The organism is Anabaena catenula FACHB-362 (assembly GCF_014698735.1).
Lineage (GTDB): Bacteria > Cyanobacteriota > Cyanobacteriia > Cyanobacteriales > Nostocaceae > Anabaena > Anabaena variabilis_A.
Window position 1 is genome coordinate 76,465 of the sequence record NZ_JACJTQ010000006.1, and the last position, 14,269, is coordinate 90,733.

Here is a 14,269-nt window from a genome sequence, read left to right on the forward strand (position 1 = left end):
AATTAACAGCTACAAGTCAATCTGTCTAAATCTGATTTCTGATGGTGCGGATGCGCTGGAGACGATTGACAATTCTGATTAAGAGTTCCTGAGCGACAATTGGCTTTGTCAAGTAGTCATCAGCACCTTTAACAAAAGCCTGTTGCAAAGTCTCTACATCAGTACAGCCACTCAGAAACAGTATAGGCAGCCAATTCCAGTCATGATTTTGACGTATAGACTCACATAAATGCAACCCTTCAGTTCCACTAGGCATATTGACATCAAGAATCACAAAATCTGGGCGAGTTAAATTCAATGTTTTCCAGAAATCATCGGGATTATCTAAGCAAGTCAGTTTCACTCCTAAAGGTTCCAGCAATGTTTTGAGTATGAGCAAAATTTGTGGATCATCATCAACTACCAAAATTTTGGCATTGATTGGCTCAAATAGCTGATAATTATGGGCTATAGTCTGGATATCAATTACTTCTTGAATGGGTCCTTCCAGTTCCTGACGTAAGGTAATCACCAAAGGCTCTAATTTCCGAGCCAATTTCTGTAGGTAAATAATAGTAAACTGCGATCGCATCTGAAATTCAGATTCAAATAGAACTTCAATTTGCCGCGCTAGAGTACTCCCTTTGTCAAAGCCAAACATACCCAGAGACCCTGCCAGCTTATGAGCATTTTGAATAAGTTGTAAACATAAATTTTCATCAAATATCCCTAATTCCAGAGAGGGAATTGCTGCTTCGACAATACTTAAGCGCTCAAAAGTTAAGTTTTTTGTACTCTGCCATATTTCTGCAACAGCGTTATCTAAAGTTTCCTGCTTCACTGAACTGACAACCGTTTGATTATGACTAGACGAAATAAAAGTAGGATTAATCCTATATCCTTGTCCATAAACCGTTTCCAGCAAATCAACCGCACCAACGGCTTTTAACTGACGACGAATATTTTTAATGTGAGATCTAACCGTAGATTCATGAGGTGGTTCAGCATCAAACGGCCACAAATGATCAACAATATCTCTGCAACTGTAAACCCGTTTTTGATTGCGGAGAAACAACTCCACCAAGAGGTACTCTTTGCGACTGAATGGCAGCACCTGTCCCCGATAAGTCACCTCATGCATATTCGAGTCCAGATGTAGCTCACCACAAATGAGCAGAGGATTTGCAGAAATACTGCCACGACGGATTAATGCACGAATTCTGGCTGCAAGTTCTTGGATATTAAAAGGCTTAACAACATAATCATCTGCTCCACTATCTAGCCCTACCAGCTTATCAGTCGTGGTATCACGAGCCGTCAACAGCATCACCAAAACTGGATTTTGCTGATCTCTCAGACGACGGCAAAAGCTGATACCATCCAGTTTAGGGAGCATCACATCCAACAAAACCAGATCATACTGAAAGCCTTCTACCAACTCCCAACCAGACTCACCATCTTTAGCTACATCGACAACATAGTTCTGCTCCCGTAGCAGTCTTGTCAAAACTCCTACTATACTTTCATCATCGTCTACCAGCAGAATCCTCATAAGCTTTGATACTAGTATCCCAAGACGGAATTAAAAATTAAACATTAAAAATGAATACAGCATGAACTTTTCAGAGATTGGGAATAGGTGGTTTATTTCCGTCCTGCGGTACTAGTGCAATTCATCGAGAAGAAAGCAAGTTTTACTAATGGGATAAAATCTATCCATAACTACTAACTTACTGCCATACAGTTGAGTTTTGTACTCTAGTTGACGACGGAACTCATAAAAGCCCATGAAAACAAAAAAAGTTTTGGTGATAGATGATGAAGATGATATTCGGGAAGTGGCTAAAATTAGCCTAGAAATCATGGCAGGATTAGAGGTAATCTTGGCTCGAACTAGCAGCGAAGGACTGCAAAAAGCCGAGACTGAGCAGCCTGATGCAATTTTGCTAGATGTGATGCTGCCAGACATGGATGGATTAATGACATTTCAAAAACTCCAATCTAACCCAGCCACAAAGCATATTCCCGTCATTCTGCTAACTGCCAAAGTACAAGCATCAGATCAACGCCGCTTTGCTGATTTAGCTGTTAAAGCCATGATTGCCAAACCCTTTAAACCTGCTCAATTAGCTGAACAGCTGTTGGTGGCTCTAGGTTGGAAAAAATGAAGTTGGCGTTGCTACTCCACATATTTTCCATAATTGCTCCCTATTCTTCTTAACTATCAGCCTATTACTTTGTCAAGACAAAGTATCAAATATGACTATTCCTCAGCTATTAAAGTTCCAACCTGTTGAAATTAATACGCCCAACTTGAACGATGAGATGTTCTTGGATATCAGTCATGAGTTGCGTACCCCTTTGACTGTAATCCAGGTGGCACTAGAGCTTTTAAGCTGTGGTAAATTGGGTACTCTCTCCCAACAGGAACAGCGACTGGTGGAGATTGCTGCTAACAATGCCGAACGGCTCATGAAATTGACGAATGCAATTGAGCGACAACCAGAAACTCAAACCACATTCCTATCTGCGGATGAACTAGCTCAACTGCGATTAGAGCGAGATATGAAATCGGCTATAGTTCACAACGAGTTTAAGCTTTGTTATCAGCCCATTGTTTGCATGAAAAACGGCGAAATTTTAGGTTTTGAAGCCTTAATCCGCTGGCAACATCCTACTCTGGGATTAGTATCTCCTGATCAATTTATACCTTTAGCAGAGAGAAGCGGCTTGATTATCGAAATTGACGCATGGGTTTTGCAAGAGGCTTGCCGTCAACTGGGCACCTGGCAACAGCAGTTTCCTAATCATTTTGATTCTCTGAGTGTCAGCGTCAATATTTCTAGTCAACAGTTAGCATCTCCTCATGTAGTTGCACAAGTCAAGCAGATTTTACAAGATACAGGTTTGCAGTCTCAAAACTTAGTATTAGAGATTACTGAGACTGCGATGGTAGAGAATGCAGTCACTGCCAAGCAAACACTAGAAAACCTGCGAAAGCTGGGAGTACGGATATATATCGATGATTTTGGCACTGGTTATTCTTCTCTGAGCCGACTTTATGAACTACCACTGGATGTCTTAAAAATTGATCGTTCTTTTGTCCAAAAACTGGATTTATCAAGCGGAAAGCACGTAGTTCGAGCGATTATCAACCTAGCCCATGACTTAGGAATTGAAGTGATTGCCGAGGGCGTGGAAAAAGTCGAACAAATTTTAAAACTTCAGTTGCTTGGTTGTACCAAGGGACAAGGATATTTCTTTGCCAAACCTCTAGAAAATCATGCAGCTACAGATTTACTTTTTAGATTAGCAGTTAACATCTAATTACTAATTCGTAATTCGTAATTCGTAATTCGTAGTTCGGAATTCGTAGTTCGTAATTCGTAGTTTGTATTTCGTAATAATGCCTCCGGCAGGCTACGCCAACGTAGTTCGTAATAATGCCTACAGCAAGCTACGCCAATGTAGTTCGTAACGGAGATTTAGACCTCCTGATAAGTAGGTGAACAGAAAAAAACCAAAATATGTAACGAAAAGTAAAATCTCCCAAAACCTCTTCTCTATTCCCTGTTAAGAGTTCCCTTGTCATAACGACAATTTTTAACGCCAACCTACTTATCGTGTTCAGTTCAAGACTTATAATGAGGGAACCGCGCGGGGACAAGTCGAGTTTTTTTTGATAAGTAATTAAACGAACTTGATATAACTACTGAATTCTTAAATTCAACCTAGTAAAGCGAGATGAGCAAACAGAAAATCGTCTTTATCCAGAATAAAAATAAGTATGAGCCAGCAAAAATCGCAATTTTTAGCAAATATCTTAGTAGTTGATGATAATCCCATAAATTTAATTTTACTATCTAAAGTACTGTCTAATTATGGTTATAAAGTGCGCTCTGCACCCGATGCGGAGATGGCACTAATGTCAGTTCAGGCCAAGTTACCCGATCTGATTTTGTTGGATATTATGATGTCCGATATGAATGGCTATGAACTTTGCCAAAGGCTGAAAGAAAATGAATATAGCCGTGATGTACCTATTATTTTTATCAGTGCTTTAGATGAACCTTTAGATAAAGTAAAATCATTCACAGTGGGTGGTGCTGATTACATTAGCAAACCCTTTCAAACGGAGGAAGTAATAGTCAGGGTTGAAAATCAACTGCGAATTAGATATTTACAAAATCAATTAGTTGCTCAAAATGAAGAGTTGCTGAAAAAAACTCAGGCACTAGCTGATTTTAGTTCTAGTTTAAAGCAGTTACATCGGATCAATATGACCGATTTTCATAATGTTGAAGAACTTTTTTTAGACTATTTAACCACAGGTTGTCAAGTCCTCCGGTTTTCCGCAGGGGCAGTTGGTCAGATTCATAATCAAACTTATTCATTTCTGGCTGTCAAATCTAACATTGATGCCTTAGTTCCCGGTTTAAAAATTGAACTTTCAGATGCTTATTGTGGCCAGGTAGTTGAGCAAAATGAAACTGTTACTTTCCACAATGTTGGGCAAATAGAGGAGATGCGTTCCCATCCAGTCTACCAAAGCCTGAAAATAGAGTCTTACATTGGCACTCCCATTTGGGTTGATGGCAAGATTTATGGTACGCTTTGCTTTTTTTCCACTGATATTAGAAGTGAGAAATTTGCCAGCCATGAAAAAGAAATCATTGAATTAATGGCTCAAAGTATTGGCAAGTTTATTAGTGCTAATCAAACAGAGATCAAACGCCTACAGGCAGAAGAAGAATTAAAGAAAAGTGAGGAACGCTGGCAATTAGCAATTCAAGCCAGTAAGGATGGAATTTATGATTTCAATTTACAAACATCGGAAATCTTTTACTCGGCTCGCTGGAAGGAAATACTCGGCTATGAAGAGCAGGAAATTGCCAATGATATTAAGGAATGGCTCAAACGCATTCATCCAGATGACTTAGAATTTGTAATTCAGGCAAATTATACTCACATGAATCGGGAAGTTCCCTTCCTCATCCAAGAGTATCGGATGCTGTGCAAAGATGGCAGCTACAAATGGATTTTAGAGCGCGGTCAGGCACTGTGGGATGAAAATAACAAGCCAATTAGATTTATCTGTTGCCATACAGATATTAGTGAAAAGGCGCGGCTTGAAGCCGAACGCAAACGACAAGAAGAAGAAATCAGGCAAACTCAAGCATTCCTAGATTCAATTATCGAGAATATTCCCGATATGATCTTTGTAAAAGATGCTCAAGATTTGAAGTTTGTTCGCTTGAATAAAGCTGGAGCAGAGTTACTTGGATATACAAGAGAAGAGTTACTTGGCAAAAAAGATACTGACTTTTTTACTCCGCAGGAGGCAGATTTTTTTACTAATAGAGATCGGGAAGTTTTAGCTAACAGAACCTTATTAGAAATAATAGAAGAAACTATTCAAACCAAAGACAAGGAAGTCAGAATTCTACATACTAAAAAAATCCCGATTTTAGATGCCAATGGAACTCCACAGTATTTATTGGGTATTTCCGAAGATATCACCGAACGCAAACGTCAGCAAACTGCCTTACAGTTAATTTTTGCAGGTACAGCCTCAAAAACAGGCAGTGAATTCTTTCGTTCATTGGTTCGTTATCTAGCAGAAGTTTTACAAGTTCGCTATGCTTTTGTGACCCGATTTGTAGATTCTGCAAAAACTAGAGCTTGTACATTAGCATTCTGGCAAGGAGAAGACTTTGGTGAAGACTTTGAGTATAACTTGGCAGGAACTCCCTGTCAACAAATATTATCGGAATCAATAGTCTACTATCCCCATAGTATTCAGTCTTGGTTTCCTGACCATGAACATCTTGGTAAGTTAGAAGTAGAAAGCTATTGGGCGATCCCACTGCATGATTCAACGGGAAACATTCTGGGACATTTGAAGGTTTTGGATACCAAGCCAATGGCGAAAAACCAGACCGAAGAACTCATTTTAGAAATTTTTGCAGCCAGGGCAGGAGCAGAGCTAGAAAGGCAATTGTTTGAGGATGCTTTAAAGAAAAATATAGAACAGCAACGGGCAACATTGCGAGTAGTTGAACGGATGCGGCAGACTTTAGATATTGAACAAATTTTTCGCGCCACAACACAAGAATTAAGACAATTATTAAAGTGCGATCGCGTTGCCATTTACCGTTTCCATCCAGACTGGAGTGGAGAATTTGTGGCCGAATCTGTTGGTAGTGGATGGATTGCTCTGTGGCAAGAACAAAATAATTATCCCAAATTGGCGGAAAATGTGACTCTAGATGAGCGATGTACTGTCAGAAATTTCGATAGAGCAACCAAAGATAATACTGATAACTATAACTTATTACAAGATACTTATCTCCAAGAAACAAAAGGTGGTCGTTATAATCAAGGCACAAATTATCGAGTTGTAGAAGATATATATAAAGCTGGATTTGAAGATTGTTATCTGCAACTTTTGCAGAAATTTCAAGCCAGATCCTATACCACTGTACCAATTTTTCAGTCTGGCAAATTATGGGGATTGTTGGCAGTTTATCAAAACTCTAGTCCCCGTCAATGGAAACAAAACGAAATTAATCTTGTTATTAATATTAGTAACCAGTTAGCAATTGCCCTCTATCAAGCCGAATTATTTACTCAGATTCAACAACAATCAGTAGAGCTAGAAAAAGCCAGAGATGCAGCAGAATCCGCGAATCGGGCTAAAAGCGAATTTCTTTCCAACATGAGTCATGAACTGCGGACTCCACTGAATGCCATTTTGGGCTTCTCTCAAGTTATGAGTCGTGATGTCACCCTGGATAAAAAAAATCAGGGGTATCTGGAAATTATCAACCGCAGTGGGCAACACTTGCTAGAACTGATTAATGATGTGCTGGAAATGTCTAAGATTGAAGCAGGTAAAATTACACTCAATGCCACCAGTTTTGATTTATATTACTTGCTGAACAGTCTGGAAGATTTATTACGTCTGAAATCCACAGCTAAGAAGTTGACACTCATTTTTGATCGCGCTGCTGACGTTCCTCAATACATCACCACCGATGAAGTTAAACTCCGCCAGATTTTACTAAACTTGTTGGGAAATGCCATTAAATTTACGCAACAAGGGTTAGTGACACTGCGAATTAGAGCAGGGGGTAAGGCAGATCAGGTTTCTACTTTCTTGCTTTTTGAGGTAGAAGATACGGGAGCCGGCATTGCACCAGAGGATATCAAGCGGCTATTTACTCCATTTGTGCAAACTAGAATTGTTCAGTCCCATGAAGGCACAGGATTAGGATTAGCCATTAGCCAAAAGTTTGTCAAGCTGATGAACGGTGAGATTACGGTTGAGAGTGTAGTCAGTCAAGGGAGTATATTTCGCTTTACTGTTAAGGTTGATTGTGCTGAAAAAGTAGCTGTTCCTGCCCAACTACCAAACTGTCGTGTGATGCACTTAGCTCCGAATCAACCGATTTACCGTTTACTTGTGGTGGAAAACCAATGGGAGAGTCAAAAACTTTTAGTAGAGTTGCTTAGTCCCCTGGGGTTTGAGGTGTATGAAGCGGCTAATGGTCTGGAGGGAGTCCAATTGTGGGAGCGTTACCAACCCCATCTGATATTTATGGATATGCAGATGCCTGTGATGGATGGTTATGAAGCAACTCGGCAGATTCGGGCTGCACAGAGGCAAAATTCAGAGTCTGTGCAGAATCATTGCAAAATCATTGCTTTGACTGCCAGCGCCTTTGAAGAACAGCGAACTGCCATTTTATCTATAGGTTGTGATGATTTTATTCACAAGCCTTTTCAAGAAGAATTCCTATTAAATAAACTGGCTGAACATTTGGGAGTTCGTTATATTTACGCAGAAAAAACGGAAGATATAGGCGAAAAAAATCCAGATTCTTCATTGTTTACCCTTTCTCCTTCATGTTTACAGATGATGCCTGATGAATGGATTGTTCAGCTACAGAGGGCTGCGAGTAAATGTAGCAAACGTCAGACTGTTGAATTGATAGCTCAAATTCCCGATGTTCACGCTAACCTGGCTAAAGCTTTAGCAGATTTAGTCCAGGACTTTCACTTTGAGAAGATTGTGCAGTTATGTGTTGAGTATTTGTCAGGACAGCTAAAATAGTACCAAGGATGATCGGTGGTACTGTCCAATGGTAGGAGGCAAAGTATGGGTGGGGCTGGAATCAGAATTGTGTTAGTAGAGCCAGCAGGCCCCTTAAATTTAGGCTCAATTGCCAGAGTTATGAAAAATTTTGGCTTATGTAATTTAGTATTGGTCAATCCACAGTGCGATCGCTATGATGATGATGCCTTAAAGATGGCAGTTCATGCTCAGGAGATTTTAGAATCTGCGGTTATAGTAGAGACATTACCACAAGCATTGCAGGGATGCGTCCGCGCGATCGCTACCATTGGCCGTGATTACAGTGGAGAAATCCCCCTAGAAAGCCCTCGCAATGCCCTACCTTGGTTATTAGCAGAACCAGAACAGCCTGTAGCTTTAATTTTTGGCAGAGAAGACCGAGGATTAAGCAATGAGGAATTGAATTATGCCCAAAAGTTAATTTTCATCCCCACCAGTCCCAATTATCCATCCCTGAATTTGGCTACCGCTGTGGCTATTTGTTGTTACGAATTGTCTCAATTAGCAGAAGTAGTCGTCACTCAGAAGCTACCGCCTACAGAAATCGCCCCCTTGGATGTCGTGGAACCTTACTACCAAGAATTAGAATCCCTACTATTATCCATCGGTTATCTTTATCCCCATACGGCTGCTAGTCGAATGGAAAAATTTCGTTATTTATATAATCGCGCTCACATAAAAACTGCTGAAGTCGCTATGCTGCGCGGGATTTTGCGACAAGTAGAATGGGCAATCAACAATCGGATTCAACAAGAAAACTTGTAATTAATAGCTTAATATCTACGCAATCATTACCCAAAAGGATTAATATGACTTACACTAAACAAAAAAAAGCTACTTAGTTCCACAACGTGATCTGAGTATCAAGGTGCATGAATAGTCAATTTTGGGTCGAACGTTTACAAAAAACAAAGTCGAGTGGGTCACAAGGAGTAGCTGTGTCAGAATCAAGTGACAAACTAATAGCTGTCTCACGACGGCAACCTAGAGAGCGTCGTCGCCGTCCACGCCCAGTCCAAAAGGCAGTACCAAAACCAGTCAAGAACCAGCAACAGGCTACCAATAAAGGCGAATCTGTGGCGATAACACGCCTAAATAATAATATCAGTCCGCCCACACTTCCAGCTGAGGGGCGAAGACCACCCTCTAAGGTAGTAATGCCAGCAGCTGTTAAACCCATCCCCAAGGGTAAGATGGCACAACCGGGTACTATGAAGTTTAAAACAGTGCGTGTCCAAAAACAAGGCAAGCCGAAAATAGATCGGCGCACCTCGCGGAAGACGCGGTTAAAGCCAATGGCCAGAACGATATTGTATTCGTTGCGGTTGTTGATTGTCGGAGTTGGACTCGGTGCGATTGTCGGCACGCTGTTGTCAGTTTTAGATCCTGCTAATCGCATCAGTTCAGCGCCTACTTCCCCATCTCAGACTAATGGGCAATCTCAGACACAATCTAATTCTCCAGTCACAACTCCTAGCTTATATCTATCCCAGGAAATAATCCCTTTGAAAACCGCTGTGCAGAATCTGGCCACAGCAGAGCCAAATCTGACTCCTGGGGTGTTTATGGTAGATTTGGATACGGGCGCTTATGTAGATATTAATAGCAATGCAAGTTTTTCAGCAGCCAGCACGATTAAAGTCCCAATTTTAATTGCTCTTTTCCAGGATGTGGACGCGGGAAAAATTCGCCTGGATGAAATGCTGACTCTGCAACAAGATATGATTGCAGGTGGTTCTGGAACTTTAAAGTCTAACCGTGTCGGTACTCAATACAGTGCGCTGGAAATCGCTACTAAAATGATTACTGTCAGCGATAACACAGCGACAAATATGCTCATTTCCCGACTAGGAGGTAAGGATGTACTGAATGAACGTTTTCGCACTTGGGGATTAGCGACGACAATGATTCGTAATTCACTCCCGGATTTGCAAGGAACAAATACCACCAGTCCTAGAGAATTGGGGAATTTGATTTCTATGATCAATCAGGGAAATATTGTGAGTATGCGATCGCGTGATCTGATGTTAAATATTATGAGCCGCACAGAGAGAGATCATCTCTTACCCTCTGGTTTGGGACAAGGCTCAAAAGCTTACCACAAGACAGGTGATATTGCCACTATGTTGGCAGATGCAGGTTTAATTGATATTCCCTCTGGTAAGCGCTACATCGCTGCTGTTATGGTACAACGCCCGACTAACGATCCTCGCGCGGAAAAACTCATTAGTTCCATCTCTGCTGCTGCTTACCAACAGTTTAGTCAAAGTGCTGTTTCTCCCCGCACTCCCACAACTAATCTACCTACCACTAATTTTCAGCCACCTGTACAACCAGTTCAACCGGTACAACCTTTTATTCAACCCCCAGTGATGAATCCTGTTGTCCCTAACGGTATGGTCAATAATGTGCCTATGGGTACTTATCAAGCCCCTGTGATGACTCCACAATATTATCCACCACAATGAATTCGTAATAGTGCCTACGGTCCCGCTAGGGATACGTAATTCGTAATTCGTAATTACCAGTTACCTTAGAGTTTTTGATATCGCATTCCTGGTAATTGCGATACTAAACCCATGAGTTCTAATTGTAATAAAGAACTGGAAACTAAAGCAGCATCCATACCCGTTTTTTGAATAATAAAATCAAAAGATAAAGCATCAATAGCTAAAGTATCTATTACCTGCTGCAATTCTGGTGATAAATTAGCTAAAGGAGTCGATTTAACTAATGGTATCTCTACATCTATTTGGGGAATTGCTCCCAGCATGATTAATAATTCACTCAGTTCTTGATTAATTAAACCTGCACCTTGACTAATTAATTTTAAACAACCTTGTGATGGTTGATCATCAACTCTTCCCGGTAAAGCGTAAACATCTCTACAAAATTCATTCGCATAAGTTGCTGTAATTAATGCACCTGATTTTATCGGTGCTTCCATAACTAACACCGCACGACTTAAACCGGCAATAATCCGATTTCTTCTCGGAAAATGGGTACGGTTAGGTGCAGTTTTCGCGGGATATTCACTAATTACTATTCCAGATGTCAAAATCTGTTTATATAAATCTCGATTTTTTTGGGGATAAATAACATCTACACCTGTTCCCACAACTGCTATTGTTCTTCCTCCCGCTTTCATTGCTGCTGAATGACTTTCGGTATCTATTCCTTCGGCCATTCCCGAAACAACAGTAAAACCGTTTTTTGCTAAAGCGGTACTAATTTGACGAGTCCATTTAATTCCATATTCTGTAGGTTGACGTGTTCCCACAATTCCCACTAAGGGTTTTTGTCCTGAGTTTTCCTGTAAATCAACTTCACCTCGATAGTACAACAGTGGTGGTGGACTGGGAATTTCTCGCAGCAATTGGGGATATTCTGCGTCTGCTGGTGTCCAGAAATGGGGGTTTGCTTGTTGGTGTTGGGTAAGTAGTTGTTCTGGATTTAAACGGTTTCTCTGTTGGACGACTTTTTCTAATGTTTGAAATCCAAAACCTTCAACTTTTCGCAATTCCCCAGGACTAGCTTTCCAAGCTGTTTCTAAATTACCAAAATGCTGTTGTAATCTTTGCAGTAATATAGGACCAATACCAGAAATTTGCGACCAAACTAACCAATATTTTCGTTCTTCTGTCAATTTTTCTGTCTCACTATTAGTATTTTGATGATTTCCTGATTGGCTTTGTTGTTTATGTTTTAACGAACCGCAGAGACGCAGAGGACACAGAGGTAAGAAAATTAAGCTTTAGCTTCACGTTGATTTTCTAAATAATCAAATACAGATTTATCCCCAATATCATCAGGAATATTTTGGACTGTTTTCCGCAATGCAAAGACTAGAAATAAAATCGCCCAAATTCCTAATAAAACCTGTTCTGCTTGAGTTGATAAGATTCCTGTTAAATGTCCTAATAAAAGTAAGGGAACAAGGGGAGTTAAGATTTTAGTTTCTAAACGATGAAAGCAAAAACCTTCTTTGAAGAAAATACCTGTTAATGCTGCAAAGGTGAAACCAATCCCGAATATAGTTAAGGGTTGATTGTAAATAGTTATTGCAAAAGGCTGGCTATCAAAATGTCCGAAAATAAAGGCAGAAATGCTACCAATGATCCAGAAAAGCTGTAAGATTTGGTGCAGCAATTTCATATATATGTGAATAGTTAATAAACTGACACCAAGTGCAAGACTAAAACAGGTGTAAAGTGGGGTAATGGCTTGAATAGCAGCAGGTTGAGGAGAGAATAAGGCTAACCCGCTACCAATGGCAAAACTAACAGCAGCGACCATTAAACCTGTACGATAGATGATCACACCTGTGCGATCGCTCTTCGTAATTGTAAAGTCCCCAAACTGACCTTGATATACTTCCGGTGCAGATAATGTTTGTGTAGTCATTTTCAATCATCCTCTTTTTTATTTAGAAATTGATGCAAGTGTCACAATCAGTATCTCTGTTTTCTAGCCTCAAATGTCACAAATCTCTTTAACCTCACCAATAGACATCTAGCTAATTTAGTTTTATCCAGAACAGTTGGAGAAACTGTCCATGCAACGTCTCTACATACTTGCTCACCAGATGTCTAATATATCAAGTCTGACACAATCTACTAACTCATGTTATTAAATTATTACTCGTATCAATAATTATCGTTGATAATTGTGTCACAATTATCAATATATGTAACATATTTAGCAAAAATGACTTTCTGGGTAAAGGGTGAATCTGATGATAGGTAGGATCATTACAGGACGTTACAAAATCATCAAAAATATCGGACAGGGTGCATTTGGGACTACTTATTTAGCCATAGATACCCAAATACCCCAACCTAATGAATGTATAGTTAAGCATTTTACACCATTAAGCACAGACCCGGAAGTCTTAAAAAAATCTAAGGTATTATTTGAACGGGAAGCTAAAACCCTAAAACAACTTGGTACACATCCACAAATACCCACACTTTTAGCGTATACCGAAGAAACTCCAGATTTTTTCATAATTCAAGAATATATAGAAGGACATGATTTAACGCAAGAATTACCTTCTGGTGTTCCTATCAGTGAAGATTTTGTCACTAAATTATTAACCGAAATTATTGAAGTATTAGTAATTATTCATGCTCAAAATGTCATTCATCGAGACTTAAAACCCCAAAATATCAGAAGACGGAAAAAAGACAACAAAATTGTGATCATTGATTTTGGTGCAGTTAAAGAAATCGGCACTCAACAATTAGGAAATCAACAACCACAAACTGGTACAATTATTGGCACTCCTGGATATATACCACGAGAACAAGCAGACGGAAATCCAGTATTTAGTAGTGATATCTATGCTGTGGGTATGATTGGTATTCAAGCTCTAACAGGCAAACATCCTATAAATTTACCAATAGATAGTCGCACAGGAAAAGTAATTTGGCGTAATGATGTTAAATTTAGTAATAAATTTGCAGATGTGTTAGATAAAATGGTGATTTCTCATCATCAAGACCGTTATCTAACTGCAAAATCAGCATTAACAGCATTAGAAGAAATATCACATAAAAAATGGAAATTACCTAAAATTAATCCTCTAATTCTGAAAATTGCACCGATAGGATTAGTAATAGCAATTGCTATAATTCTGTTTTTACAACGTTCCATATCTGAATGTGGAGGAGAATTATCAACATATCAAAATAGTGAATATAATCTGACTATTAAATATCCCCAATGTTGGCAAAGAGACGACTCAACAGATCCAATTACTGGGAAAATATTAACATTTATTCAACAAAAACAAAATGCAAAATTGATTATCAGCAGTTCTGAATACTTAGGAACTTTAGATAATTATCAAAAAATTCATGTTGAGGATATAGAAAAGTATTTAGAAGCAGCAGAAATCATAGAACAAGATGCAACTATAGTTGGTAATAAACCAGGAAAGAAAATAATTTCTACAGGTAAAAATGGTAATGATAAAATTAAAAATATGTATGTGATGACATTAAGAGGAAATACAGCTTATATGATTACCTATTCAGCGACAATAGATGATTATGATAGATTTTTACCAACAGCAGAAAAAATGATTCAATCTTTGGAAATTGATTAATTTAATTCCGTAGGTTGAATTGCACTGTCGCTTAACCCAACCTC

Annotated in this window: 10 protein-coding genes; 6 read left to right on the forward strand and 4 right to left on the reverse strand. The window is 39.4% G+C overall.

What is annotated here, in order from left to right:
* Positions 1–25 precede the first annotated feature (25 nt).
* Positions 26–1,531 (reverse strand): response regulator, encoded by a 1,506-nt coding sequence (locus H6G68_RS06555; RefSeq protein WP_190905913.1) that lies wholly within the window; start codon positions 1,529–1,531, stop codon positions 26–28.
* A gap of 111 nt (positions 1,532–1,642) precedes the next feature.
* Positions 1,643–1,843: a zinc ribbon domain-containing protein gene (locus H6G68_RS27860; RefSeq protein ID WP_422595605.1), complete on the reverse strand. Its 201-nt coding sequence runs from the start codon at positions 1,841–1,843 to the stop codon at positions 1,643–1,645.
* Here H6G68_RS27860 and H6G68_RS06560 point away from each other — a divergent pair.
* The 5 genes from H6G68_RS06560 to H6G68_RS06580 all read left to right on the forward strand — a co-directional run bounded on the left by H6G68_RS06560 (position 1,767) and on the right by H6G68_RS06580 (position 10,584).
* Positions 1,767–2,147 carry a response regulator gene (locus H6G68_RS06560; RefSeq protein WP_071190871.1) on the forward strand — a complete coding sequence of 127 codons (381 nt, stop codon included), beginning with the start codon at positions 1,767–1,769 and terminating at the stop codon, positions 2,145–2,147. The two genes, H6G68_RS27860 and H6G68_RS06560, sit on opposite strands and share 77 nt — an antisense overlap.
* Before the next feature lie 91 nt (positions 2,148–2,238).
* A complete protein-coding gene (locus H6G68_RS06565) occupies positions 2,239–3,306 on the forward strand; it encodes an EAL domain-containing protein (protein WP_190905914.1) in 1,068 nt (355 codons plus the stop codon).
* Positions 3,307–3,766: 460 nt separating this feature from the next.
* Positions 3,767–8,095 (forward strand): response regulator, encoded by a 4,329-nt coding sequence (locus tag H6G68_RS06570; RefSeq protein ID WP_199332513.1) that lies wholly within the window; start codon positions 3,767–3,769, stop codon positions 8,093–8,095.
* Positions 8,096–8,140: 45 nt separating this feature from the next.
* Positions 8,141–8,881: an RNA methyltransferase gene (locus H6G68_RS06575; protein WP_190905915.1), complete on the forward strand. Its 741-nt coding sequence runs from the start codon at positions 8,141–8,143 to the stop codon at positions 8,879–8,881.
* A 107-nt stretch (positions 8,882–8,988) separates the two neighbouring features.
* Positions 8,989–10,584, forward strand: coding sequence for a serine hydrolase (locus H6G68_RS06580; protein WP_199332514.1), 1,596 nt, complete (start codon positions 8,989–8,991; stop codon positions 10,582–10,584).
* A gap of 65 nt (positions 10,585–10,649) precedes the next feature.
* Here H6G68_RS06580 and dprA read toward each other — a convergent pair whose 3' ends face one another.
* Both dprA and H6G68_RS06590 read right to left on the reverse strand, forming a co-directional pair.
* Positions 10,650–11,762, reverse strand: coding sequence for a DNA-processing protein DprA (gene dprA, locus H6G68_RS06585; protein WP_190905917.1), 1,113 nt, complete (start codon positions 11,760–11,762; stop codon positions 10,650–10,652).
* 101 nt (positions 11,763–11,863) lie between these two features.
* A complete protein-coding gene (locus H6G68_RS06590) occupies positions 11,864–12,520 on the reverse strand; it encodes a DUF2301 domain-containing membrane protein (RefSeq protein WP_190905918.1) in 657 nt (218 codons plus the stop codon).
* A gap of 331 nt (positions 12,521–12,851) precedes the next feature.
* Here H6G68_RS06590 and H6G68_RS06595 point away from each other — a divergent pair, with 331 nt between their 5' ends.
* A complete protein-coding gene (locus tag H6G68_RS06595; RefSeq protein ID WP_190905919.1) occupies positions 12,852–14,225 on the forward strand; it encodes a serine/threonine-protein kinase in 1,374 nt (457 codons plus the stop codon).
* Positions 14,226–14,269 lie beyond the last annotated feature (44 nt).

Coding starts and splice junctions, on each gene's coding strand:
- H6G68_RS06555 (WP_190905913.1), bottom strand. CDS start 1,531: ATGAGGATTCTGCTGGTAGACGATGATGAAAGTATAGTAGGAGTTTTG.
- H6G68_RS06560 (WP_071190871.1), top strand. CDS start 1,767: ATGAAAACAAAAAAAGTTTTGGTGATAGATGATGAAGATGATATTCGG.
- H6G68_RS27860 (WP_422595605.1), bottom strand. CDS start 1,843: ATGATTTCTAGGCTAATTTTAGCCACTTCCCGAATATCATCTTCATCA.
- H6G68_RS06565 (WP_190905914.1), top strand. CDS start 2,239: ATGACTATTCCTCAGCTATTAAAGTTCCAACCTGTTGAAATTAATACG.
- H6G68_RS06570 (WP_199332513.1), top strand. CDS start 3,767: ATGAGCCAGCAAAAATCGCAATTTTTAGCAAATATCTTAGTAGTTGAT.
- H6G68_RS06575 (WP_190905915.1), top strand. CDS start 8,141: ATGGGTGGGGCTGGAATCAGAATTGTGTTAGTAGAGCCAGCAGGCCCC.
- H6G68_RS06580 (WP_199332514.1), top strand. CDS start 8,989: ATGAATAGTCAATTTTGGGTCGAACGTTTACAAAAAACAAAGTCGAGT.
- H6G68_RS06590 (WP_190905918.1), bottom strand. CDS start 12,520: ATGACTACACAAACATTATCTGCACCGGAAGTATATCAAGGTCAGTTT.
- H6G68_RS06595 (WP_190905919.1), top strand. CDS start 12,852: ATGATAGGTAGGATCATTACAGGACGTTACAAAATCATCAAAAATATC.